Below are 21,907 nucleotides of genomic sequence, written 5' to 3' on the forward strand. Positions count from 1 at the left end.
TCGGGCATGAGGCCTTCGATTGAACGTCCTGACCCGGTACTGCGTGTTCGAGGTCGACCGCGACCTGCTGGTCATGCGGCCCTACCAGATCGTGGCCACCGAGCGGATCCTGCAGCGGATCGAAACCTCCACGCACTACCGGCGCACCGGGACCATCGACGCCGGCGGGTACGTGTGGCACACCACCGGGTCGGGCAAGACCCTGACCAGCTTCAAGACCGCGCAGCTGGTGACCCGCATGAGCGGTGTCGACAAGGTCTTGTTCGTCGTGGACCGCAAGGACCTCGACTACCAGACCATGCGCGAGTACGAGCGCTTCGAGAAGGGCTCGGCCAACTCCAACACCTCCACCGCCGTGCTCAAGAAGCAGCTGGAGGACCCGGACTCCCGGATCATCATCACCACGATCCAGAAGCTGTCAACCTTCGTGAAGCGCAATAAGCAGCACCCGATCTACGGCGAGCACGTGGTGATCGTGTTCGACGAGTGCCACCGCTCCCAGTTCGGCGACATGCACTCCGCGATCACCAGGACATTCAGGCACTACCACCTGTTCGGGTTCACCGGAACACCGATCTTCGCCGACAACGCCGGCACCAGCGGCAACCCGAAGCGTCGCACCACCGCGCAGGCCTTCGGGGACAAGCTCCACACTTACACGATCGTGGACGCCATCGGCGACAAGAACGTCCTGCCGTTCCGCATCGACTATGTCAACACCATCAAGGTCGCCTCGCAGGCCACCGACAAGCAGGTGACCGCGATCGACACCGAGTCCGCACTGCTGCACCCCGACCGGGTGCGCATGGTGGCCGGGTACATCCTGGACCAGTTCGACCAGAAGACCCGCCGTGGCGAGGGATACGTCCTCAAGGACAAGCGCGTGCGCGGGTTCAATGCGATGTTCGCCACGGCTTCCATCGACGCGGCCAAGCGGTACTACAACGTCATCGAGAAGCTCCAGCGTGAGCGGGAGCAGGCAGCCCAGGCCGCGGGCAAGCGGTACGAGCCCCTCAAGGTCGCGCTGATCTACTCCTTCGCCCCCGACGAGGAGGCGCCCGATGGCCTGCTCGGCGAGGAGGACTTCGAGCCTGACGGCCTGGACATGGCCTCCCGCGACTTCCTGGAGGACGCGGTCCAGGACTACAACGAGCTCTTCGGCACCTCGTACGACACCTCGTCGGCAAAGTTCGAGAACTAGTACAAGGACGTGTCCGGCCGGCTCAAGAACCGTGAGATCGACCTGGTCATCGTGGTCAACATGTTCCTGACGGGGTTCGACGCCACCACCCTCAACACCCTGTGGGTGGACAAGAACCTCAAGCAGCACGGCCTGATCCAGGCGTTCTCGCGCACCAACCGCATCCTCAACTCGGTCAAGAGCTACGGCAACATCGTCTGCTTCCGCGATCTGGAGGACGAGGTCGACGACGCCCTGGCGCTGTTCGGGAACAAGGACGCGGCCGGCATCGTCAAGATCGCCCCCTATGGGGACCACTACGCCACGTACCAGCAGAAGATCGCCGACCTGCTCGACCGCTTCCCCCTGGGCAAGGAGATCGTTGGGGAACAGGCTCAGAAGGACTTCATCAGGCTGTTCGGGGCGATCTTGAGCCTGCGTAACATCCTGGTCGTCTTTGACGAATTCGCCGGCCACGAGATCCTCACCCCGCGGCAGACGCAGGACTACCAGTCGGTCTACCTGGACCTGTACGAGGACTTCCGCCGAAGCGCTGACGGGGACAAGGAGTCCATAAGTGAGGACGTCGTCTTCGAGATCGAGCTGGTCAAGCAGGTCGAGGTTGGCGTTGACTACATCCTGATGCTGGTGCGCGAGTACCAGGGCCAGAAGGGCAACGGCGCTGACAAGGAGCTCGAGGCCCGCGAGAACATCGCCCGCGCCCTGGACGCCAGCGCGTCGCTGCGCAACAAGAAGGACCTGGTCATGGCGTTCGTCGACTCCATCTCCGCCGACACCGACACCGACGACGCCTGGCGGGCCTACATCGCCCACAAGAAGCACGACGAGCTCGAGCAGATCATCACCGAGGAGAACCTGAAGCCTGGGCCCGCCCGCGACTTCGTCAAGGACGCCTTCCGTAACGGCGAGATCCCCACCGGCGGCACCGCGATCACCAAGATCCTGCCTCCGGTCTCCCGGTTCGCTCGCGGCAACAACCACGGGGCCAAGAAGGCCGTCGTACTGGAGAAGCTCAAGGCCTTCTTCGACCGGTTCTCCAGCCTGTCCTGACCCTGTTGGCGCCCCGCTCGGCCCGGGCCGGCAAGTGCCGCGGCCGTCCGGAGCGGCGCGTCCGGCGTGCTCAGTGGTGGTCCAGCAGTTTTTTGATCTGTCAGGCCCTCGAACATCCCCAGCCGGCGGGCAGGGTCTACCCTGTGGCCTGCCGTCACCATCTGATCTTCGTGTGTCCACAGATCATCACCTACGCCTGGAGTACGAGTGCTCGCCATCCGACAAAAGATCCACGCGTCTGTACCGGACGCTGGGCGAATAGGGTCCCGGTGGAATTCGATCTTGTAAGGGCTCGTGCCGATACGCCGGGCGTGGCTCATGTGGTGCATTTGAACAATGCGGGTGCGAGTCTCACACCGCGGGTGGTGACCGAGGCCATGACCCAGCACCTGGAGCTGGAAAGCACCATGGGCGCGTACGAGGCTGCCGAGCGGTCTCAGGACTCCCTCGACCACGCGCACGGTGCGATCGCGACGCTGATCAACGCCAAGCGCCAGGAAATCGCCGTACTCGACAGCGCGACCCGGGCGTGGGGCATGGCCGTGGCCAGTATTCCGTTCACGGCGGGCGACCGTATTCTGGCCTCGTCGGTCGAATACGGCAGCAACCACATCCTGCTGGTGCACCTCGCCGAACGCCTCGGAGTGTCCCTGGAGTTCTTACCTGTCGACGCGAACGGGCTGGTGGACGTCGCGGAACTGGAGAACCGGCTCGACGACCGCGTCAAGCTCATCGCGATGGTGCACGTCCCGATGCACGACGGGCTCGTCAACCCGGTGGCCGAGGTCGGCGCACTGGCCCGCAGGTCCGGTGCCCTGTTCATGGTGGACGCATGTCAGTCGGCCGGGCACCTGCCGGTGGATGTCCAGCGCATCGGGTGCGATCTGCTGGTCGGCTGCGGGCGCAAGTTCCTGCGCGGACCACGAGGCACCGGCTTCCTGTACGTCCGTCAGGCGGTCGCGAGCCGGCTCACCCCGGCCGTGCTCGGTCTCGACGGCGTCAGATGGAACTCCGGCACCTATCATCTGGCCCCCGGTGCGCCGCGCTTTGAGACATGGGAGGTCAACGCCGCCGCCCGGATCGGCCTCGGTGTGGCGGTCGACTACGCGCTCCAGTGGGGGGTGGAGCACACATGGCGGCGCATCCGGCACCTCGCGGCCGATCTGCGCGAGCGCCTCGCCGCGGTGCCAGGGGTACGGGTGGAGGACCGGGGGGTGGAGCAGTGCGGCAACGTCGCCGTCACCTTCCGGGACCTCGACCCCTTCCACGTCAGGTCGGAGTTGCTGCGGTCCGGGATCAACACCTGGGTGTGTCTGGACAACGCCGCATGCCACGACATGCAGCTTCGGGGGCTTTCCAGGCTGCTCCGCATATCGGTGCACTACTACAACACGGAGGAAGAGGTGGAACGCCTCGGCTCGGCACTCGAAGTGCTGACCGCCGGCCGCACGGCGGGGGCGTTGGCATGAGTTCCGCCCCTCGCGCCCTGCCGTCTACGGCTCGGCCAGTTCCTCCGCCAGGCGCTGGAACTGGCCCAGGTCGTAGTTGGTCAGGGCCTTGTCGAGGTTGGTCAGGGCACCGAGGTGTTCCACAAAGCCCTGGGGGTCGTACTCGATCTGGAGGGTGACCCGGCTGGTGGTGTCGCTCAGCCGGTGAAACGTGACCACGCCCGCGTGATGGACGCCGGCGACGGTCTTCCAGGCGATCCGCTCCTGCTCTATGACCTCGGTCAGTTCCGCGGTGAAGTACTTGTCCGCGCCGGGCAGCGACAGCCACCACGCGAAGCGGCGCTCATCGAGCGGATCGACACGCTCCACGTGGCTCAGGAATGACGGCCACTTCCTCACATCGCTCCACAGCTTCCAGCTCAGCTCGACGGGCGCGTTGACGTCCGCGGTTTCCACCAGGGAAGACGACAAGGTCTCGGCTCCTCTGCGCGTCTGGGTGTTCGTTCCTCTGTGTCGGGGCGATCCTCCGTGTACCCCCACCTCCGCGGTTGATTCGCAGGGCTGTTCGGCGAGAAGCGGGGCACTCGACGCCCCGGGCGCAGTTGCCGCCCCTGTCGGTGAACCACTCGTCTGAGGAGGAGTTGAGGATCCATGGCTCAGTTACCGGGTGCTGGTCGGGCCACGGCGGTCGGTGTCGCGTGTCTTCTCGCGTGCACCGCCCTGACGGCGTGCGGAAGCGATGCCGAGCCGGGGCGCAAGGCGGACGGGAGTGCGTCGAGCTCAGGCGGCGACGACGGCGCGGCGGTCCGTACCGCGTTCGACAGGACTGCCGAGGCCGATACGGCGCGCATGACGTTGCGGACCCAGACCTCGGCCGCCGGGCAGAGCGCCACCGCCGACGGTAAGGGCGTCATCGACCTCTCGGCCGGCGACAGCACCATGACCATCAGCGCCGCAGGCCAGAAGATCGAGCAACGCGTCGTCGACCAGGTCGTCTACCAGAAGGTTCCCGAGCGGCAGCGGGCCCAGGTGCCGGGCAAGAAGCCGTGGGTCAAGATCGACCTGAAGAAGGCCGCTGCTCAGCAGAACGGGCAGGGCGGCAGCCGGATCAGCGACCCGGCGGAGTCCGCGGGGTTCGCCAAGGGCATCACGGACAAGGACACCCGGAAAGTCGGGACCGAGAAGATCGACGGGGTCAACACGACCCATTACCGGGTCACCGTGGACGTCGACAAGCTGTCCACGGGAGCCAAGCTGAAGCGGCAGGTCGGTCCGACGCTGCCGATGGACGTGTGGCTGGATGACAAGGGCCGCATCCGCCGCCAGCAGGTGGACATGACCATCAAGGCCACCACGGGGCAGACGGACAGCGCGGACACCCCGCGGAAGGCGAAGGTCCACACCCGGATCGAGTTCTCCGACTTCGGCACCGAGGTCGAGGCCCAAGCTCCCCCGGCCGACGAGACCGCGGATCTGACGGACAAGCTCTCCCAGACGCGGCACTGACCCGTTCCACAAGAGCCGCCAACGGCCCGCCAGGACACTGGCGGGCCGTTGGCGGTTGAGGTTTCACCTCTGTCCCACCAGGCACCCTCATCGCGATGGGAGCGCTCCCATCGCCTCCCATTGCCCATCGACGCAATCCCCCCACGGACGATGGAGATCCCCATGAATTGTCATGATCACAGCAACCCCTTACGCTGGGCGCTCCGCGCCCTCGGCCTGCTGTCCGCCACCCTGCTCACCCTGATCCCGTGGACAGGCACCGCCTCCGCCCACGGATCGGTCATCGACCCCGCGTCCCGCAACTACGGCTGCTGGCTGCGCTGGGCGAACGACTTCCAGAATCCCGAGATGGCACAGAAAGACCCCATGTGCTGGCAGGCGTGGCAGGACAACCCGAACGCCATGTGGAACTGGAACGGCCTGTACCGCAACGGCTCCGCCGGCAACTTCCCGGCCGTCGTCCCCGACGGCCAGCTCTGCAGCGGCGGCCACACCGAGAGCAACCGCTACAGCTCCCTCGACACCGTCGGCGCCTGGCAGACGACGAACATCAGCAACAAGTTCACCGTGAAGCTGTACGACCAGGCCAGCCACGGCGCGGACTACTTCCTGGTCTACGTCACCCGCCAGGGCTACGACCCCACCACGCAGCCGCTGAAGTGGAGTGACCTGCAACTGGTCACCAAGACCGGCAAGTACGGCCCCAGCCAGAACTACTCGATCGACGTCAGCACCTCGGGCTACACCGGGCGCCACGTCGTCTACACGATCTGGCAGGCCTCGCACATGGACCAGACGTACTTCCTGTGCAGCGACGTGAACTTCACCTGAGCCGTCCCTGCGACATGAAAGGCGGCCCGCCGGGAATCCGGCGGGCCGCCGGCTCATATGCGCGACGGGGCAGCCACGCGACACCGGATGCTTGACAGCTTCAGCTCCGCTGGTGAACATTATTAGGGTTCATAGCGTTCGATGATAGCGTCGATCGCCGATACCCGATCCCCAGGGAGCTCGCGCCATGAAGAACACCATCCCGTTGCCGGCGTCGGCCGCACCGTCCACCCACCTGCTGATCGTCAACCACCACCAGCCGCTCCGCTGGGTCCTCACCGACCAGCGCATGGCCTTCGAATCGCGCCGGGCCGACACCGCGCGCCGGGCCGTGCGCCGGTACGACGAAGCGCTGATCTACGCGACCGCCGGCTGCTTCCAGGGCTCGGCGCCCGGGCGGGTCATCGGGCTCGCCACCGTCACCGGCGCCGTCGGCCCCCTCGCGCGGCCGGTCGCCTTCCAGGGAAGGCGCTTCGTGTCCGGATGCTCGCTGCGCGTCCACGGCCTGACCCCGTACGGCGAGGGCGTGGCACTCCGTGACCTCGTCCCCTGCCTGCGCACCTTCGCCGGCCGCGGGTCCTGGGGCGTGCTTCTGCGGCGGCCCGCTCTCACCCTCTCTCCGCCCGACGCCGACCTCCTCCGCCGGGAGCTGCAGCCGCTCCTGAGGCCGTATGACGCCACGGTCGGCGGCTATGACGTCCCCAGCGCGGCCTGACGCGCCCAGTTGACAAACCGCCCACTCAGCGGGCTCCAATAGCCCTATGAATGCTATTGACGTCGATGACGAGACCTATAGGAAGATCGTCTTCGCGGCGCGCATGATGGGCTGTACACCCTCCGAGGTGGTACGCAGACTCGTGGACGCTTCCAGCACGGAACTCGGCACCGCCGCGGAGAAGCCGACCGCCGGGGACCCCCACTCCGTGCCTGTCCACGCCCTCTACCGCGGCCGACGCGTCGAGGCGACGTTCGACCGGAACACAAGGGCCGTGACCGTCACGGACGGCCCGCACGCGGGCACCACGTACCCCACCCCGAGCGCCGCCGCCTCGGCCGTGGTCCAGGTCCTCAACCCGGACCGCAATCCGAACACGAACGGCTGGAACTTCTGGCGGCTGAACTCCAGCGGCGACGAACTCAAGGCCCTCCGCCGGTCCGCCTGACGAGTGCCCCGCGCGCCGGCTCCGGCTCGTCCTCCCTGGGGAAGACGTCCGCTGTCTCGGCTCCAACCGAGGTGCGTTAGCGGGACGTTAGCGGAGCGTTAGTCGGGCGGCAGTGGTGCGGCAGCGGGCGGGGGCAGGGTGGTTGCCGTACCGATCAGCCTTCTCCGACCCCCGCGGGAGATCCGCCATGCGCCCCGTCACCTTCGCCGAATGCCGTGCCCACGCGGTGCAGATCGCCGCCGTCGCCCTGACCACGGTGGCCGCCCTGACCGTGGTCGTCTGTGGCAGCGTGGACGGTACGGGGCTGCGTACGGAGGGGAATGCGGACCACGGTCGCGGGGCGCAGACGGTCACCGTCGACCCCATACGGGCCTCGCTCGTTGCTGACACCACCCAACCCATGGGGCGGTAGGGGCTCACCCCTGCGGGCACGGGGCGCCGGGGGCGAAGCGGTTCGGAGAGCAGGTCACCAGCGCCAGGGACAGGAACGACGTGCGGCCGACGTAGAAACCGACGGACACATCGCCCCCGCGCGCCAGCGCGTCAGCGGCCGTGGCGACCAGGCGGGCCAGCCGGGTCGTGTCCGCTTCCTGCTGGGAGTGGAAGCCCGGGGCGTGCTCGGTGAGCTGCCTGCCCAGCCACGCGGCCGCGTCCTTCGGCTCCTCGAAGGTCTCGCGGATGAGGCTGGGCGTCTTGAGCAGCCAGTGCGCGGTCTCTATCGGGGGCAGCTCCGAGCGCCTGAAGGCATCGACCTGCTGCCGGTGGTACTCCTGGTCCTCCGGGGTGACCGGGGGCCTGGGGCGGTCCGGCGGGCGGCGGAGCATGTCCCGGTCGAACAGCTCCTTCTCACCCAGCCAGGAATACGCGTGGATGTGCACGCGACAGCTGTTCCCGCTGCCGCGCCATCCGTTTCTTTCAGCCGGTCTCCTTCACCGAGATGTCGGCAACCGTGTCGTAGAACGACAGATGGTCCTTGATCTCGGCAACCGCGTCGAGCGGGTCCGGGTAGGCCCACACCACATCGGGCCGCGGGCCGCTGCCACCCTCCGTGCCCCGATACGTCCAGTACGCCGCCTCGCCCTTGAACGGGCAGGTGGTGTGCGTGTCGGTCGGCTCGAAGAAGGACAGGTCCACGTCCTGCGGGGGCAGGTAGTAGCGGACGGGCAGCCCGGTCTCGTGGAGGAGCAGCGGGCGGCGCGACTCGGCGACGACCCGGCCGTCGATCGTGACCGTGACGTGCTGGGTGCCGGGCACCACCTCCACGCGGTGGCCGGTGCCGGTGCCGGGGTGCTGGGTCGTCATGGCGGATCCTCCTGCGGTGCGGTTCCGGGTGCCGGGGGTTCCGGGCGGTTCCTCATGTACGTCAACGCCTCTCCCGGCCCCGCGATTCCGCCCCCGGCACGGGTGCGGCCTCCGGGCGCGGCCACGACCGTCCCTCGTCTGCCTCCACCTCGCGGTTGAACCGCGTCAGCGCGTCCTCGAACCGCCTCACCTCCTCGGGCGTCCAGCCCGCGAGCACCCGCGCCAGCCCCGCGCGGCGGCGCTCCCGGTCGGCGGCGAGGCGCTCGGCGCCGAGGGAAGTGGCACGCAGTTTGCGGGCGAGGCCGCCCTGGGGGTCGGGGATGCGTTCGAGCAGGCCCGCGCGGAGCAGGGCGCCGGTCTGCCGGTTGACGGTCGAGACATCGAGCCCCATGGCGTCGGCGAGCTGGCCGATGGACAACGCGCCCTCGGTGTCCAGGAAGGAGAGGAGGAAGTACGCGGAACGGTCGAGCCGGTCGCCCGAGCACTGGCCGGTCTGGCCCGCCGGAGTGCCCTGACTGTTCTGGCCACCCTGTTTGCTCGGTCCCCCCTGGGCACTCTGCACGCCCCGACCCTTGCGGTCCCGGGGCGTCAGCAGATTGCACCTGGCGACCAGCATCAGCTCGCGTTCCAGCCTCTCCAGCACGTTTCCTCCTCGTCCCCCGGCTGCCCGACGCGGGAAGTGTGCACGATACACATGATGTGTAGGATGCACATCTCACACTTCCTTATGCCTTTCACATGCCAGGACACCCGCTTGGAGGCAACAGCCGTATGTCCCCGTCAGCTCCAGCAGCCCGCGTCGAGCCAGTGAGCGCCGCGCCGCCCGGCCAGAAGCTGCCGCGCGACCAGAATCCCCCACGCGAGGTGGGCGGCGGCTTCGTGGCCGTGCTCGCGTTCTGCGGGATCGCCGTCTCGGTGATGCAGACGCTGGTCGTCCCGCTGGTGACCGAGCTGCCGCAACTGCTGCACACCTCCAGCTCCAACGCGTCCTGGGTGATCACCGCCACCCTCCTCGCGGGCGCCGTGTCCACCCCGGTCATGGGGCGGCTCGGTGACATGTTCGGCAAGCGCCGGATGCTGATGGTGGCCCTCGGGCTGCTGGTCGTCGGCTCGCTGGTGTGCGCCGTCACCTCCGAGCTGGTGGTCATGGTGATCGGCCGGACCATCCAGGGCGGCGCGATGGGCGCGATACCGCTCGGCATCAGCATCATGCGCGACGAGCTGCCGCCGAAGAAGCTGGGCTCCGCGATGGCCCTGATGAGCTCCTCGCTGGGCATCGGCGGCGCCTTCGGCCTCCCGGCCGCCGCGTTCGTCGCCCAGCACACCAACTGGCACGTGCTGTTCTACGGGGCCGCCGGGCTCGGCGCGCTCGCGATCGCCCTGGTGCTGATCGTCGTCCCCGAGTCCGCCGTACGCACCCCCAGCCGCTTCGACGCCGTCGGCGCGATCGGGCTCTCGGCCGGTCTGCTCTGTCTGCTGCTCCCCGTCACCAAGGGCGGCGACTGGGGGTGGACCAGCAGCACCACCCTCGGGCTGTTCGGCGCGTCCGCGGTGATCCTGGTGATCTGGGGGTTCGTGGAGCTGCGGACCGCCGAGCCGCTGGTGGACCTGCGGACCACCGCGCGCCGCCAGGTGCTGCTGACGAACCTCGCCTCCATCATGGTCGGGTTCTCCTTCTACGGGATGTCGCTGATCCTCCCCCAGCTGCTGCAGCTGCCGAAGGCCACCGGCTACGGCCTCGGCCAGTCCATGGTCATGGCGGGCCTGATCGTCGCGCCGATGGGCGTGGCGATGATGCTGGTCTCGCCGCTGTCCGCGCGGATCAACGCCACGAGCGGGCCCAAGGTCTCGCTGATCCTGGGGCTGATCGTGATCGGCGCCACGTACGGCGGCGGCATCGTGATGATGGACCACGTCTGGCAGGTCGTGGTGCTTTCGACCGCGCTCGGCGTCGGCGTCGGGATCGCGTACTCGGCGATGCCGACCCTGATCATCAGTGCCGTGCCGGCCGCGGAGACGGGCGCCGCGAACGGGCTGAACACCCTGATGCGGTCCATCGGCATGTCCACCTCCAGCGCGGTCGTCGGCGTGATCCTTGCGCACCAGACCACGGACTTCGGCCCGCTCGCGCTGCCGAACACGGACGGGTTCAAGATCTCGTTCGCCGTCGCGTGCGGGGCCGCCGCGGTGGGTCTGCTGATCACCCTGTTCCTGCCCAACCGGCGCCGTACGCCCCTGACGGGCCAGCCGCAGACGGCCCAGGCGCCGGCGGACGACGCGGCCCAGGCGGTCGGGGCGGCCCAGGCGGCCCGGCCCGCGGCGTCGCCCGAGTCCGCGGGACCGGCCGAGGCCGCTGAGCCCACCAAGGGCGCTGAGCCCGCCGAGCCTGCCGGACCCGCCGAGCCGGCTCCGGCCGTCGCGCCCCTCGCCGGCGGCGGCGTCCAGGGCCGGGTGCTCGGGCCCGGCGACGCCCCGCTGGCGGGCGCCGCCGTCACCCTCATCGACAACACCGGCCGCCAGCTCGGCCGTACGGTCAGCGGCCCGGACGGCCGGTACTCCCTGGCCGCGCCCGACGCCGGCAGCTTCGTCCTGATCGCCTCGGCCCCGGGCCACCAGCCGCAGGCGGCCACGCTCCTGCTGTCCGACGCCCCCGTCACCTGTGACGTACGGCTGGCCGGAGGCGGCGGGCCCACCGGGACCGTACGGACCCTCGGCGGCGAGCCGCTGGCCGGGGCGACGGCCACCGCGACCGGCCCCGACGGTGCGGTCGCCGCCACGGCCACCGCCGACGAGAAGGGCGACTTCGCCCTGCCCGAGCTCGCCCCCGGCTCGTACACGCTGACCATCAGCGCCGAGGGCCACCGTCCGCACGCCGCGCCGCTGGAGATCACCGGCCACGGGCAGCTCCCGCGGATCGACGCCGAGCTGCGGCCCGCGGCCAAGGTCCGCGGCACCGTGCGCGCCCAGGGCGGGCGGCCGGTCGAGGACGCGCGGGTGGCGCTGCTGGACTCGGCGGGCGATGTCGTCGGGCAGTGTGTGACCGGCGCGGACGGCGCGTTCCGATTCGAGGGGCTCACCGGCGAGCACTACACCGTGGTCGCCAGCGGTTACGCACCGGCGACCGTCCCGGTCACGCTCGGCGGCGCGGGCGGCGCCGGGAGCGGCACCGAGGCGCGGAACGTCGACTTCCTGCTGAGCCACGGCTGAGGGAGCCGGTCTGGCTCGTACCGGGTCGGACCGCGCCAGTACCGGAGCCGGTACTGGGCCCGGGTCGATCCGGGCGCCGGCGGCTACCTCGGCCGACCGGCGCCCCATATCCCCGGCATGCGCCCCCCGGAATGCTCTATTCCTCCATGGCGCCCTCCCCCTCCGGAAGGCCCTCCCCCTCCGGGAGGCTCTCCCATGCCTCCCCCCTCCTGAACAGCTCGTACCCTTCCTCATCCGCGATCGACTCCGCCTCAGCGCGACTGTGGAGGGGGACCTCATAGGTGTGGCTGTTGACCGTCGCGTGGACGCCTTCGCCGTCGGTGATCGTTTCGATCGCGTGCGTCTCGTAGATGACGCGCCCCGGCTCGGCCGTGCTCCAGACCACGTGCATGCTCACTGCCATCGGACACTCCCGAAGGACGAGCCCCCTGGTATCAGGGTCTCACCTGCTGACCTGGTCTTCACCGACTCCCGGTGCGGCACCTGGAGCATTGGGCAACGCAAGCTCTGAATCAGGCGTATGTGCAAGGGTGTTGGCGAAAGGATGTTGACGACGGGCCGGGACCGCACCTTCCCCAGGAACCGGCAGGGGTAGAGGAAGGAAGCACGACGATGACGAGCATCGCAGCGGATGCCGAGGCGTGGATCAGGCGGTACGAGAAGTCCCCGGACAGCGCGTTACGGCTGGTGTGCCTGCCGTACGCCGGAGGGTCGGCCAGCTACTTCTTCCCGGTGGCGAAGGCGCTGGCGCCCTCGATCGAGGTACTCGCCATCCAGTACCCCGGGCGCCAGGACCGGCACCGTGAGCCCTGCATCGACGACATCGGCAAGCTCGCCGACGCCGTCGTCGGCGCGCTGGACGGGCTGGACGACAAGCCGCTCGCGCTGTTCGGCCACAGCATGGGCGCCACGCTGTCGTACGAGGTGGCGCTGCGGCTGGAGGAGCGGAAGGTGATGCCCGTCAGGCTGTTCGTCTCGGGCCGGCGGGCGCCGTCCCGGGTCCGTGAGGAGTCCGTGCACCAGCGGGACGACGCGGGGGTGCTGGAGGAGTTGCGCATGCTGAACGGCACGACCGGCGCGGTGCTGGAGAACGAGGAGCTGCTGCGGATGGCCCTCCCGGCGATCCGCGGCGACTACCGGGCCATCGAGGCGTACCGCTGCGAGCCCGGGCGGCGGATCAGCTGCCCGATCACCGCGCTGACCGGGGACGCCGACCCGAGGGCGTCGGTCGACGAGGTGCGCGACTGGGCGAAGCACACCACCGGGGAGATGGAGCTCACGGTGCTCAGCGGCGGGCACTTCTTCCTCAATGACCATGTGCCTCAGGTCCTCAAGATCATCTCGGAGCGACTGCTGCCGGCGACCCGCTCCTGAGCCGGGGGGCCTGAGGGTGGGGCCCGGGCCCGGGGCATCGCCGTACCCCGGGCCCAGGGCCCCGTTTCACCGATGGCGCACGACCGCCACGTTCACCAGGGCCAGCACCGCGAGCGCGCCCCCGAACCACATCACACTCGACACCGCGATCCCGTCCGCCGCCCGCCCGCCGAGCAGCGCGCCCAGGGATATCGCCACGTTGAACACCCCGACGAACAGCGCCGAGGCCGCCTCCCGCGCTCCCTGCTCCGGCACCGCCTGCAGCACCCATGTCTGCGAGGTGACCGACACCCCTCCGTACGCCAGCCCCCACAGCATCAGCAGCACCGTGGCCCCCGGCGTCGTCCCGCCGGCCACCGGCATCAGCAGTACCGCCGCGGCGAGCAGCGCGAAGATGACCATAAGGGTGCGGCGCGGGTCGCGGTGGGCGGTGGCGCCGGCCAGGAAGTTCCCGGCGATGCCCGCCACGCCGTACGCGAGCAGCAGCGTGCTGATCAGCCCCGCCCCGACCGCCGAGACCTCCTCCAGCACCGGGCGTACGTAGGTGTACGCGCCGAAGTGCCCGGTCACCAGCAGCAGGGTGGTGACCAGGCCGGTGCGCAGCCGGGCGTTGCGGAACAGGCCGGGCACCTCGCTCAGCCGGATCGCGCGGTCGGCGGGCAGCGGCGGCAGGGTGACGGCCATCGCGGCGGCGACGGCCAGCGAGAGCGCGGCCATCACCGCGAACGCGGCGCGCCAGTGCACCAGATCGCCGATGAGCGTGCCGACCGGCACGCCCAGGACCGACGCCACGGCGATGCCGCTGAAGACGACCGACGTGGCGTGGCCGACGGACTTCTCCGGCACCAGCCGGGCCGCCAGGCCCGCCGCGATGGACCACACGCCGCCGATGCTCACCCCCACCAGGACCCGGGCGAACAGCAGGACGGCGAAGCCGGGCGCGAGCGCCGACAGCAGGTTGGCGGCGGCCAGCAGCCCCATCAGGCCGATGAGCAGCAGCCGCCGGTCGAGCCGGCCGACGGTGGCGGCCAGCAGGGGCGCGGAGATGGCGGCGACGAGGCCGGGCACCGTCATGGCCAGGCCGGCCGTGCCGGCCGAGACCTCGAGCGCGGAGCCGATCGAGGTGAGCAGGCCGACCGGCAGCATTTCGGTGGTGACGACCGAGAAGGTGCCGACCGCCACGGCGGCGACGGCGAGCCAGTTCCTGAGCGGCGAGCGCACGGATCCGGCCCCGGACCCGGACTTGCCCTCCGAGGTGGTGAGTTCCGTGGTGTTGGACATGTCTCAAGCGAACAGCCGGTATCGGCCGGGAACAACGGCGAATTCCTCAGCCTTCTATGAGCCGGGCTCATCGACGCACGGAACCGAGGAGGTGGCCGGGGGTGGGGACGAGCGGTCTGGACATCCGCGAGCTGGAGTGTTTCCTGGCGCTCAGCGAGGAGTTGCACTTCGGCCGGGCGGCGGAGCGGCTGTACGTATCGCAGAGCCGGGTCAGCCAGCTGCTGCGCTCGCTGGAGGGGCGCGTCGGCGCCCGGCTGCTGGAGCGCACCAGCCGCCGGGTGCGGCTGACCCCGCTCGGCGAGCGGTTCCTGGCCGACGTACGGCCCGCGTACGCGTCGCTGCACGGCGCCCTGGAGGCGGCGCGCGAGGCGGCGCGCGGGCTCGAGGGCGTTCTGCGGATCGGCTTTCAGGGGACCGCCGACGAGCGGGTGATGGAGGCGGTCGCCGCCTTCCGTGACCGGCACCCCGGCTGTGAGCTGGAGACCGTGGAGATCCCGCTGGCGGACCCGTTCGGCGCGGTGCGCGGCGGAGAGGTGGACGCCGCGATCGTCTGTCTGCCGGTCGCCGAGCCCGATCTCGTCCTCGGCCCGGTCTTCTCCCGGCAGCCGCTGACGCTCGCGGTCTCCACCCGGCATCCGCTCGCGCGCCGGGTCGCCGCGGGTGAGGCGGGTTCGGCGGGCGCTGCGGGTTCGGCGGATGGGGTGGCCGTCGGCGTGGTCGACGCCGAGGAGTTGGCCGACCACCCGGTCATCGGGCCCGGCGAGCCCGCGCCGCGCTACTGGCGGGACGTCGTGGCGCCCGCCACCACGCCCGGCGGCCGTCCGGTCCCGCGCGGGCCGCGCGTGTGCACCCTGCAGGAGGGCCTGGCGGCGACGGCGGCGGGCCGGGGCACGATGCTGCTGTGTGCGCCGACCGCCGCGCTCCACGGCCGGCGCGACATCGCCTTCGTACCGGTCGAGGGCCTGCCGGAGTCGGCCCTGGGCCTGGTGTGGCGGCGGGCCGGGGAGACCGCGCGGATACGGGCGTTCGGCCGGGCCGTGGCCGAGCTGTGCGCGACGCCCGCTCAGTCGGCCTGACCGCGACGGCCCGGCGCGCCCCGCACCTCCATGTGCGTCACGAGGCCGTCGCGGAAGGTGTAGACGTGTTCGATGGTCTCCTCGGCCCAGTGGTCTCCCTCGGCGTCGCGCATCCCGGGCCGCACGGCGACCACGACCCGCCCGTCGTCGGCCAGTGACAGCCCCTCCAGCGACACCAGCGGATGCGCCACGTCGAACTGGGCCTGCCAGTAGGCCCGTACCTCGGCGTGGCCGTGCAGGCGGGTGTTCTCGGCGACGTTCGGCCAGTCGACCTCGGGGTGGAGGGCTTCGGCCATCATCGCGTCGACGTCCTGGGTGTTGAACACGTCGTACATGCGGCGCAGCAGCGCCTCGGTCTCGGGCGGGACGGAATCGGGCATACCCGCACCCTAGACACCCAGCGCCGCCGCCCCCAGCGATTGCGTCCACAGCGATTGCGTCCACAGCGAACGCGCGCCGCGCGGGGCTGGGCGCGGGAAGCCGTCAGCCCACCTCCCGCAGCATGCACACCCGCGGCCACCGGTCCAGCCCGTGTGCCGCCTCGCTCCGCCGGATCTCCCGTAGCCCGGGGGTCAGTTCGTCCTCCTCCAGCGTCCGGAACCCGCACCGCGCCGCGTAGTACGGGGCGTTCCACGCCACATCGACGAACGTGGTCAGCGTCAGCGCCGACGCCCCCTCGGCCACCGCCCGCCCCGCCGCGTGCTCGATCAGCGCCCGGCCCACGCCGCGCCGCGCGCTGGCGGGGTGCACGGACACCTGCTCGATGTGCATGTTCCCGTCCACCGGGTCGGTGATCAGATACGCCACGGCCCGGTTCTCGCCGTCCGCCGCGACCCACGCCCGCCCGGCGCGCTGGTACGTCCCCAGCTCCTCCAGGCTCAGCGGCTCGTCGTCGGCGATCTCGTCCATGCCGATGTCCCGGAAGCACAGGCCCGCGGCCCGCTCGATGTCCTGCAGGACGGGAAGCTCTTCGATGGTGCTCAGTCGTATCCGCACGCGCCTATCATGCTCCCGACGGCCCTCCGGGAGCCCGCCAGCACGGCCGGACAGGTCACACGGGACGCACCGGACGCACCGGCTGCCGCAGGATCGTGCGCATCTTCGCCGGATCGGTCTCGCGGACGTCGGAGAGGTAGATCTCGTGGTGCGTACCGGCCCGCGCCAGGCCCTGCTCGGTCATGTACTCGTCCAGCAGGGCCAGAGAGGCGGGCTCGTCGGCATAGTGGCCGTGGTGGGTCAGCTGCACGCACCGCCCCTCGGTGAAGGTGACCAGCTGCACCCGGTCCACCGCGAGGCCCGACGGCCGGGCGTCTTCGCGCGCCCGGTCGACCACGGCCGGATCCAGGTCGTCCGGCAGCCGCAGGAACAGGTGCCAGCGCCACTGGTCGCGCGGCACCTCCAGGTACGGGCGCGCATCCTCCACCCACCAGCGGCCTTCCAGCGGTGCCAGGTGGGGCGAGGGCAGCGCGCCGGCGACGGCGTACAGCGCGGAGACGCAGATGCCGTACTCGCTCCCGCCCGGTTCGCCCTGCCCGGTCACCCCCAGGCCATGGACCGGCCCGAACGTCACGAGCTCGGGCTGGTCGGCGGCGGTGTACCACGCGTCCGGGTCGTTCACGATGTCTCCTCCAGGGGGATCAGCAGTTGGGTGACCAGGTGGTCGGGGGCCGTGGTGGCGGGGTCGTTGAGGTAGACCTCCCGGATGGGCCCGGTAGGGGCGTGGCCGCGTTCGACGCACCAGGCCAGCAGGGCGTGGGCGGTCAGGTCGATCTGGTCGTACGGGCCCGTGTGGGTCGCGCAGGCGAACGTGCCGCCGGGGAGCAGGTCCGCCGTGGCGCCCGGCGGCGCGGGGCGGCCCTCGGGGAGCGCGGCGGCGATGGTGATGGGGATGTACTCGCCCAGGTCGACGGGGAAGAGCCCGATCAGCCGAAGCCCTTCCCCCTGCGCTCCCTGCGCTCCCTGCTCCCCCGCTGCCAGCAGGGCCAGAAGCCTGCCCACGCACGCGGAGGTGACCCGCCCGATGTCCTGCGGCGAGTCGGCCACATCGCGGACGACGGCCGCCCGCTGCGGCTCCTCCCGGCGCAGGGTCACCTCGGCGGTGGGCAGGCCGCGGGCCAGGATCCGCTCCAGGGCGGCGAGGGACCGGCGGCGCCGGGCGAGTTCGTCGTCGAGCCGGTCGCGTACGTCGCTCAGGGCGCTGGCGGGGTCCTGCCCGGAGAGTACGTCCTTGATGGCGGCCAGCGGCACATCCAGCGAGCGCAGCAGGCCGATGGACAGGGCGTCGCGCGCCTGGTCCGCGCGGTAGTAGCGGTATCCGGTGTCAGGATCCACCCGGGCGGGCGGCAGCAGGCCGAGGTCGGCGTAGTGGCGCAGCTGTTTGACGCTGAGCCGTACGAGGCGGGCGAACTGGCCGATGGCCAGGGGGTCGTCGTCGTTCACGCGCCCCAGCATGGTCTCTCCTACGGGGGGAGAGTCCAGCCGCAGCCCCCGCTCAAGGGGGCGATCCTCTTTCTCGAACACCAGAGAGGCACAGGGCTGGGGGAGATCGACCACGCGCTGACCCGGCCGACCCGTACCGGGGCTCTGGAACGGGTTGCACGGTGTCGCGCTCGGCCAGTTCATCGGCTTCGACCAGGATGCCGATGACCCGACCCTGAGAGGATGGGGCATCGCCGACGTCCTGCGTGGCCGACTGACTCGCCTGGGCGTTCCTGTCCTCGGCGGGCTCCCTGCCGGACACGGCCCACACCCTCCGACCATCCCGCTCGGCACTCAGGCCACGATCGACACCGCCGCCGGAACCCTGACGGTTCAGCCAGCCGTCACCTGACCGTCGACTGCCTTACCCGGGCAGCGCCCACAGCGGTGGCCGACTGCCCGGTCGTGACTGTGTGTCGGGGCTCTGCAGCATGATGATCGCCGTGAATACCGAGATACTCGCCGACGTCTGGCAGCGCGTTCTCAGCGACCCTCGCAAGTCGTGGGTGCTGTTCGAACACGGCACCTGTGTGGTGCTTACCGCACCCGATGGAGATCTTGCCGAACAGACCACCGAGATCCTCAGGGAGTTCGGTCCTGTGCGTGCTGGCTCTGCTGCAGGAGACTTCGGGGTGATCGACGTCAAGGGCGCCGACGGCTGGGTCGTCACCGGTCACCACCAGGACGTCCTTACTTATGTCGCGCCCGACGAGCCCAGTGGTCGAGAGAACTTCGCTGTCGGGATGTGCGGACGTTCCAAGCGCCACCGGGATGGCGCCGAACTGCGCATCGTCCACGTCGAAGACCGGCGTGGCTCCGCGGGTCGCGCGTAAGGACGTGGTAGTCGAGAGCCCGGGCAACGACGGGGCAGGGGCTTGAAGCACGAGCTGGCGGATCGCTGAGCTTGTCGTTCAACGTCCCGGTCCGAAATCGCACTCGAACTTGGTCGCTTACCTGCTCGGCGGGCTGCCGGTCGAGATCCTGGGCCGAATGCGCTCCGACCGTGTCCTGCGCCGCCCGACCCCACCACGCGTCTACAACCCCAGGGGCGGTCGTCCGCCCAAGCACGGCACCGAGTTCGTCTTCGGTGACTCATCCACCTGGGGCGCCGAGCAGGCCGTCACCCTCACCGACACCCCGTCTGTATGGCAAGGCGGTCGCGCGGGCCTGGGACCGGCTGCATCCACGGCTGACGAAGCGGGCGGCCTGGCTCGACCCACGATGGCCCTCTGCCCCTCATCGAGGGCACCGTCATCCGGTTGAACGTTGAGCACCTTCCGTCCAGCGGGAACAACAAACCGGTCTGGCTACGCTCCCTCCGGTGACCACACATCCAACGAACGAAACCACCATCCAGCAGTGGAACACCATGCCCCGCAAGGTGATGGAGGCGATGGAGCCTGACGGCGACTTCGCCAAACGCCACCTGATCAACCCGGTGCTGCTGCGCATGCTCGGCGACGTGCGGGGCCTGCGCGTCCTTGATGCCGGATCCGGCCAGGGCTACCTCAGCCGCATGCTGGCCACCCGCGGCGCTCACGTCACCGCAGTGGAGCCCACCGACGCGATGTTCACCTACAGCCAGGAGAAGGAGCAAGCCCTCCAGCAGGGCATCCATCACGTCCAAGCCGACCTGAGCCAGCTGCCGGATCTCGGCGGCGGGTACGACGCCGTCCTCTGCAGCATGGTGCTACCCGCCATCCCCGACTGGAAGCCGGCCATGCGGGCCTGCGTGCAGGCCCTACGGCCCGGCGGGCTGTTCGTCTTCTCCGTCAACCACCCGGCCTTCGAGCAACTGCTGGCCACCTGGCGCAAACACGGTGAGTACCGCCTGAGGCGATACCTGGAGGAGTACGAGATCCCCCTCACCCACGCAACCGACTTCCACCGGCCGATCTCGGCCTACCTCAACGAACTAACTGCCCTCGGATGCCGACTACGCGAGATCGCCGAGCCGGGCCTCGAACCCCACATCGCGCGGGAGGCAGCGGACACCGAACCCGGCATCGAGAGCTACGTCCACCTCCCCAACTTCTTGATCGTCGCAGCCGAGCGCCCATGAGGGCGCAGGTTAAACGACAAGCTGAGTGCCCGTTTCCTATCCCCGTTTTGAGTAGCTTTGGGCTCTAGGCTGGTTGGGTGTCGGGGGAGGCCGGAAAACGGTTGTGGGGGGGGCTGCGGTGAACGGCTGCGGCCGGACGCACGGCCCGCAGTCGTGTACTGCTCAGCGGCGTGTCGTGCCAGGCAGTGGCGCCGGGGCCGCCGGTTGCGCAAGCGGGTGGCCGCTGAGTTGAGCGGTGCCGGCCGGGCCGAGTGCCCCGAGTGCGGGGCACTCGGGTGGTCGGGGTGGATCGGCGTTCGAACGCGGTTCACTGCTCGCGGCGGTGCTTCACGAGGGCCTGGAGGGCCCGGAAGGAAACGTTTGGCGAACGGTCACAGTGACCGCATCGCAAACGCATCTGGAGTCCAACTCGGCTCAGAACTCGGTCAATTACGGTCGTACCGGTACGCGGAGATCGTGGCCGAGCTGCGGAAGCTGGTGGAGACCGCCAGCCGGATCCAGTGCACGGTCGGCGACTACGCTCTCGAAGTCGAGCCGATGCGCGAGTCCGGCGGTCAGGAGCGGAGCGACTCGCTGTTCACAGTCAAGGAGTCGCCGTTCCGCCTGGCCGAGGACATCGGGCTGTCCTACGCGATGGTGGACAAGGCCCGGTGGACCGCGTCGAAGTGGCCGAAGGACCGGTGGAAGGCGGGAATGTCGTTCACAGTCCACCAGATCCTGGCGTCCATCGCCGACGGCGAGGAACGGTTCGCCACCATCCTCAACCCGCCCGAGGCAAGCCCCGCTGGGCGCCGGACGAGGCGGACCGAAGGGTCGGCCGACAGGTCGTCAAGCCCGTCACCCCGCAGGAGAACGTCAGCGCGATGCACACCCTCGCCCAGGACGAGGAGGTCGCCGCCACCGTCACCGGTGATCTGCTGCGGCGTCCGGCGGTCGTCGCGCAGGTCAAGGACGAGGACGAGGTCCGGGCGGTGGAGGAACTGACCCGGGAGGACGAGGTCGCGGCGGCCGTCGCCCCGGATTTCTGGCGCCGCCCCGCGGTCGTCGCCCGCGTCGCCAAGGCGGACAAGGTGAAGGTCGTCGAGGAACTGACCCGTGACGAGCACGTCGCCGCCGAAGTGACCACCGGCCTGCTGCGCAGGCCGGACGTCGCCTTCCGGGCGATGTCGGACGATTATCCGGACTACGACCAGTGGTGGGGCCAGGAGGTTCTCCTGCCTGCGGCGTAGAGCCGCATCGGGTCGGCATCATGCCTGGTCACGAGCCCTCAATACTCACCTGACCGCAATGGCCTCGGAAAGCTACTGTTCGAAGTGTGACGTCATATGAAGGAATGAAGCTGGGGGCAGAGGCCGCGCATCTGTTGGCCGCCGCCGGCTGCTGTGAGATAGAGCCTGGCCTGAGCGACGTCGAGTTGCGGCGAATTGAAGAAGCGTACGGATTCGAGTTTGCCGACGATCACCGCGCCTTCCTGGCAGCCGGGTTGCCGGTGAGCGAGCCGCCCGAGGAAGGGGCCACCTGGGAGAATCCGTGGCCTGACTGGCGTCATGGCGATCCCGCGAAACTGCGGGAGCATCTTGAATGGCCGGTCGAAGGCATCGTCACGGCGGTCCAGCACGGCTACTGGCACCGAGGATGGGGACAGCGGCCAGCAGAGTCCCATGACGCGGTCCGCGAGGCGAAGACGATACTGGCCCAGGTGCCGAAGCTCGTTCCCGTATACGCGCATCGATTCCTGCCCGCAGGCCGCGGATCTCACGGTCACCCAGTCCTGTCGATCTGGGGCACCGACATCATCTACTACGGTGCTGACCTCGCCGACTACGTCAACCACGAGTTCGACGACTTCAGCGCGCACACCCCTGACGATTGGGACCCGAGAGCGACCATCGCATTCTGGCAGGACTTCCTCTCATAACTTCTCCGAA

General features: G+C 69.7%; 24 protein-coding genes and 3 pseudogenes. 17 read left to right on the forward strand and 10 right to left on the reverse strand.

What is annotated here, in order from left to right:
* Positions 1-73: 73 nt before the first annotated feature.
* From PV419_RS07385 to PV419_RS07395, 3 genes and pseudogenes are all read left to right on the forward strand, one after another.
* Positions 74-1,399, forward strand: a pseudogene (locus PV419_RS07385) (HsdR family type I site-specific deoxyribonuclease); the annotation flags it as partial.
* Positions 1,400-1,477: 78 nt separating this feature from the next.
* Positions 1,478-2,251 (forward strand): type I restriction endonuclease subunit R, EcoR124 family, encoded by a 774-nt coding sequence (locus PV419_RS07390; protein ID WP_415925269.1) that lies wholly within the window; start codon positions 1,478-1,480, stop codon positions 2,249-2,251.
* A 323-nt stretch (positions 2,252-2,574) separates the two neighbouring features.
* The gene (locus tag PV419_RS07395) at positions 2,575-3,720 is read left to right on the forward strand and encodes an aminotransferase class V-fold PLP-dependent enzyme (protein WP_319686927.1); all 1,146 of its coding nucleotides are present in this window, start codon (positions 2,575-2,577) and stop codon (positions 3,718-3,720) included.
* A 24-nt stretch (positions 3,721-3,744) separates the two neighbouring features.
* On the opposite strand, the gene PV419_RS07400 is transcribed toward PV419_RS07395, so the two are convergent.
* Positions 3,745-4,170, reverse strand: a complete 426-nt coding sequence (locus PV419_RS07400) for an SRPBCC family protein (RefSeq protein WP_319686928.1) — start codon at positions 4,168-4,170, stop codon at positions 3,745-3,747.
* 180 nt (positions 4,171-4,350) lie between these two features.
* Between PV419_RS07400 and PV419_RS07405 the strand changes: the two genes are divergently transcribed.
* The 5 genes from PV419_RS07405 to PV419_RS07425 all read left to right on the forward strand — a co-directional run bounded on the left by PV419_RS07405 (position 4,351) and on the right by PV419_RS07425 (position 7,611).
* Entirely contained in the window at positions 4,351-5,205 is an 855-nt protein-coding gene (locus PV419_RS07405) for an LppX_LprAFG lipoprotein (RefSeq protein WP_319686929.1), read from the forward strand.
* Positions 5,206-5,367: 162 nt separating this feature from the next.
* Positions 5,368-6,036, forward strand: a complete 669-nt coding sequence (locus PV419_RS07410) for a lytic polysaccharide monooxygenase (protein WP_319686930.1) — start codon at positions 5,368-5,370, stop codon at positions 6,034-6,036.
* A gap of 187 nt (positions 6,037-6,223) precedes the next feature.
* Positions 6,224-6,751: a hypothetical protein gene (locus PV419_RS07415; protein WP_319686931.1), complete on the forward strand. Its 528-nt coding sequence runs from the start codon at positions 6,224-6,226 to the stop codon at positions 6,749-6,751.
* Between the two features lie 46 nt (positions 6,752-6,797).
* Complete coding sequence (locus PV419_RS07420; RefSeq protein ID WP_319686932.1) at positions 6,798-7,199, forward strand: hypothetical protein; 402 nt, start codon at positions 6,798-6,800, stop codon at positions 7,197-7,199.
* Positions 7,200-7,386: 187 nt separating this feature from the next.
* Positions 7,387-7,611 carry a hypothetical protein gene (locus PV419_RS07425; protein WP_319686933.1) on the forward strand — a complete coding sequence of 75 codons (225 nt, stop codon included), beginning with the start codon at positions 7,387-7,389 and terminating at the stop codon, positions 7,609-7,611.
* A gap of 4 nt (positions 7,612-7,615) precedes the next feature.
* Here the strand turns inward: PV419_RS07425 and PV419_RS07430 are convergent, their stop codons facing one another.
* From PV419_RS07430 to PV419_RS07440, 3 genes are all read right to left on the reverse strand, one after another.
* Positions 7,616-8,077: a hypothetical protein gene (locus PV419_RS07430; protein WP_319686934.1), complete on the reverse strand. Its 462-nt coding sequence runs from the start codon at positions 8,075-8,077 to the stop codon at positions 7,616-7,618.
* Between the two features lie 37 nt (positions 8,078-8,114).
* On the reverse strand, positions 8,115-8,501 hold the full coding sequence (locus PV419_RS07435) for a DUF427 domain-containing protein (protein ID WP_319686935.1): 387 nt from the start codon (positions 8,499-8,501) through the stop codon (positions 8,115-8,117).
* A 61-nt stretch (positions 8,502-8,562) separates the two neighbouring features.
* Positions 8,563-9,144 (reverse strand): MarR family winged helix-turn-helix transcriptional regulator, encoded by a 582-nt coding sequence (locus PV419_RS07440; protein ID WP_319686936.1) that lies wholly within the window; start codon positions 9,142-9,144, stop codon positions 8,563-8,565.
* Positions 9,145-9,272: 128 nt separating this feature from the next.
* Here PV419_RS07440 and PV419_RS07445 point away from each other — a divergent pair, with 128 nt between their 5' ends.
* Positions 9,273-11,708 carry an MFS transporter gene (locus PV419_RS07445; protein WP_415925249.1) on the forward strand — a complete coding sequence of 812 codons (2,436 nt, stop codon included), beginning with the start codon at positions 9,273-9,275 and terminating at the stop codon, positions 11,706-11,708.
* Positions 11,709-11,844: 136 nt separating this feature from the next.
* Here PV419_RS07445 and PV419_RS07450 read toward each other — a convergent pair whose 3' ends face one another.
* Positions 11,845-12,111, reverse strand: coding sequence for a hypothetical protein (locus tag PV419_RS07450; RefSeq protein WP_319686938.1), 267 nt, complete (start codon positions 12,109-12,111; stop codon positions 11,845-11,847).
* A gap of 209 nt (positions 12,112-12,320) precedes the next feature.
* On the opposite strand from PV419_RS07450, the gene PV419_RS07455 reads away from it, so the two are divergent.
* Positions 12,321-13,082 carry a thioesterase II family protein gene (locus tag PV419_RS07455; protein WP_319686939.1) on the forward strand — a complete coding sequence of 254 codons (762 nt, stop codon included), beginning with the start codon at positions 12,321-12,323 and terminating at the stop codon, positions 13,080-13,082.
* Positions 13,083-13,148: 66 nt separating this feature from the next.
* On the opposite strand, the gene PV419_RS07460 is transcribed toward PV419_RS07455, so the two are convergent.
* Positions 13,149-14,363, reverse strand: coding sequence for an MFS transporter (locus PV419_RS07460; RefSeq protein ID WP_319686940.1), 1,215 nt, complete (start codon positions 14,361-14,363; stop codon positions 13,149-13,151).
* A gap of 56 nt (positions 14,364-14,419) precedes the next feature.
* Between PV419_RS07460 and PV419_RS07465 the strand changes: the two genes are divergently transcribed.
* Positions 14,420-15,439, forward strand: a complete 1,020-nt coding sequence (locus PV419_RS07465) for a LysR substrate-binding domain-containing protein (protein ID WP_415925250.1) — start codon at positions 14,420-14,422, stop codon at positions 15,437-15,439.
* Here the strand turns inward: PV419_RS07465 and PV419_RS07470 are convergent.
* From PV419_RS07470 to PV419_RS07485, 4 genes are all read right to left on the reverse strand, one after another.
* Entirely contained in the window at positions 15,427-15,819 is a 393-nt protein-coding gene (locus PV419_RS07470; RefSeq protein ID WP_319686942.1) for a nuclear transport factor 2 family protein, read from the reverse strand. The two genes, PV419_RS07465 and PV419_RS07470, sit on opposite strands and share 13 nt — an antisense overlap.
* Before the next feature lie 103 nt (positions 15,820-15,922).
* A complete protein-coding gene (locus PV419_RS07475) occupies positions 15,923-16,435 on the reverse strand; it encodes a GNAT family N-acetyltransferase (protein ID WP_319686943.1) in 513 nt (170 codons plus the stop codon).
* Positions 16,436-16,490: 55 nt separating this feature from the next.
* Positions 16,491-17,057, reverse strand: a complete 567-nt coding sequence (locus PV419_RS07480) for a GyrI-like domain-containing protein (RefSeq protein ID WP_319686944.1) — start codon at positions 17,055-17,057, stop codon at positions 16,491-16,493.
* Complete coding sequence (locus tag PV419_RS07485; RefSeq protein ID WP_319686945.1) at positions 17,054-17,890, reverse strand: MerR family transcriptional regulator; 837 nt, start codon at positions 17,888-17,890, stop codon at positions 17,054-17,056. The genes PV419_RS07480 and PV419_RS07485 overlap by 4 nt, the downstream gene beginning before the upstream one ends.
* A gap of 142 nt (positions 17,891-18,032) precedes the next feature.
* Here PV419_RS07485 and PV419_RS07490 point away from each other — a divergent pair, with 142 nt between their 5' ends.
* The 6 genes and pseudogenes from PV419_RS07490 (at position 18,033) to PV419_RS07515 (ending at position 21,897) form a co-directional block, all read left to right on the forward strand.
* Positions 18,033-18,269 (forward strand): hypothetical protein, encoded by a 237-nt coding sequence (locus PV419_RS07490; protein ID WP_319686946.1) that lies wholly within the window; start codon positions 18,033-18,035, stop codon positions 18,267-18,269.
* A 79-nt stretch (positions 18,270-18,348) separates the two neighbouring features.
* Positions 18,349-18,750, forward strand: coding sequence for a hypothetical protein (locus tag PV419_RS07495; protein ID WP_319686947.1), 402 nt, complete (start codon positions 18,349-18,351; stop codon positions 18,748-18,750).
* A 112-nt stretch (positions 18,751-18,862) separates the two neighbouring features.
* Positions 18,863-19,227, forward strand: a pseudogene (locus PV419_RS07500) (transposase); the annotation flags it as partial.
* Between the two features lie 11 nt (positions 19,228-19,238).
* Positions 19,239-19,979: a class I SAM-dependent methyltransferase gene (locus PV419_RS07505; protein ID WP_319686948.1), complete on the forward strand. Its 741-nt coding sequence runs from the start codon at positions 19,239-19,241 to the stop codon at positions 19,977-19,979.
* A 693-nt stretch (positions 19,980-20,672) separates the two neighbouring features.
* Positions 20,673-21,208 (forward strand): annotated as a pseudogene (locus PV419_RS07510) (DUF6192 family protein).
* Positions 21,209-21,312: 104 nt separating this feature from the next.
* A complete protein-coding gene (locus PV419_RS07515) occupies positions 21,313-21,897 on the forward strand; it encodes a hypothetical protein (protein WP_319686949.1) in 585 nt (194 codons plus the stop codon).
* Positions 21,898-21,907 lie beyond the last annotated feature (10 nt).

Origin of the sequence: Streptomyces sp. ME19-01-6, from assembly GCF_033793745.1 — a bacterium.
Taxonomy (GTDB): domain Bacteria; phylum Actinomycetota; class Actinomycetes; order Streptomycetales; family Streptomycetaceae; genus Streptomyces.

Coding starts and splice junctions, on each gene's coding strand:
- PV419_RS07415 (WP_319686931.1), top strand. CDS start 6,224: ATGAAGAACACCATCCCGTTGCCGGCGTCGGCCGCACCGTCCACCCAC.
- PV419_RS07445 (WP_415925249.1), top strand. CDS start 9,273: ATGTCCCCGTCAGCTCCAGCAGCCCGCGTCGAGCCAGTGAGCGCCGCG.
- PV419_RS07435 (WP_319686935.1), bottom strand. CDS start 8,501: ATGACGACCCAGCACCCCGGCACCGGCACCGGCCACCGCGTGGAGGTG.
- PV419_RS07405 (WP_319686929.1), top strand. CDS start 4,351: ATGGCTCAGTTACCGGGTGCTGGTCGGGCCACGGCGGTCGGTGTCGCG.
- PV419_RS07465 (WP_415925250.1), top strand. CDS start 14,420: ATGAGCCGGGCTCATCGACGCACGGAACCGAGGAGGTGGCCGGGGGTG.
- PV419_RS07515 (WP_319686949.1), top strand. CDS start 21,313: ATGAAGCTGGGGGCAGAGGCCGCGCATCTGTTGGCCGCCGCCGGCTGC.
- PV419_RS07495 (WP_319686947.1), top strand. CDS start 18,349: ATGATGATCGCCGTGAATACCGAGATACTCGCCGACGTCTGGCAGCGC.
- PV419_RS07485 (WP_319686945.1), bottom strand. CDS start 17,890: ATGCTGGGGCGCGTGAACGACGACGACCCCCTGGCCATCGGCCAGTTC.
- PV419_RS07460 (WP_319686940.1), bottom strand. CDS start 14,363: ATGTCCAACACCACGGAACTCACCACCTCGGAGGGCAAGTCCGGGTCC.
- PV419_RS07470 (WP_319686942.1), bottom strand. CDS start 15,819: ATGCCCGATTCCGTCCCGCCCGAGACCGAGGCGCTGCTGCGCCGCATG.
- PV419_RS07455 (WP_319686939.1), top strand. CDS start 12,321: ATGACGAGCATCGCAGCGGATGCCGAGGCGTGGATCAGGCGGTACGAG.
- PV419_RS07425 (WP_319686933.1), top strand. CDS start 7,387: ATGCGCCCCGTCACCTTCGCCGAATGCCGTGCCCACGCGGTGCAGATC.
- PV419_RS07410 (WP_319686930.1), top strand. CDS start 5,368: ATGAATTGTCATGATCACAGCAACCCCTTACGCTGGGCGCTCCGCGCC.
- PV419_RS07450 (WP_319686938.1), bottom strand. CDS start 12,111: ATGGCAGTGAGCATGCACGTGGTCTGGAGCACGGCCGAGCCGGGGCGC.
- PV419_RS07420 (WP_319686932.1), top strand. CDS start 6,798: ATGAATGCTATTGACGTCGATGACGAGACCTATAGGAAGATCGTCTTC.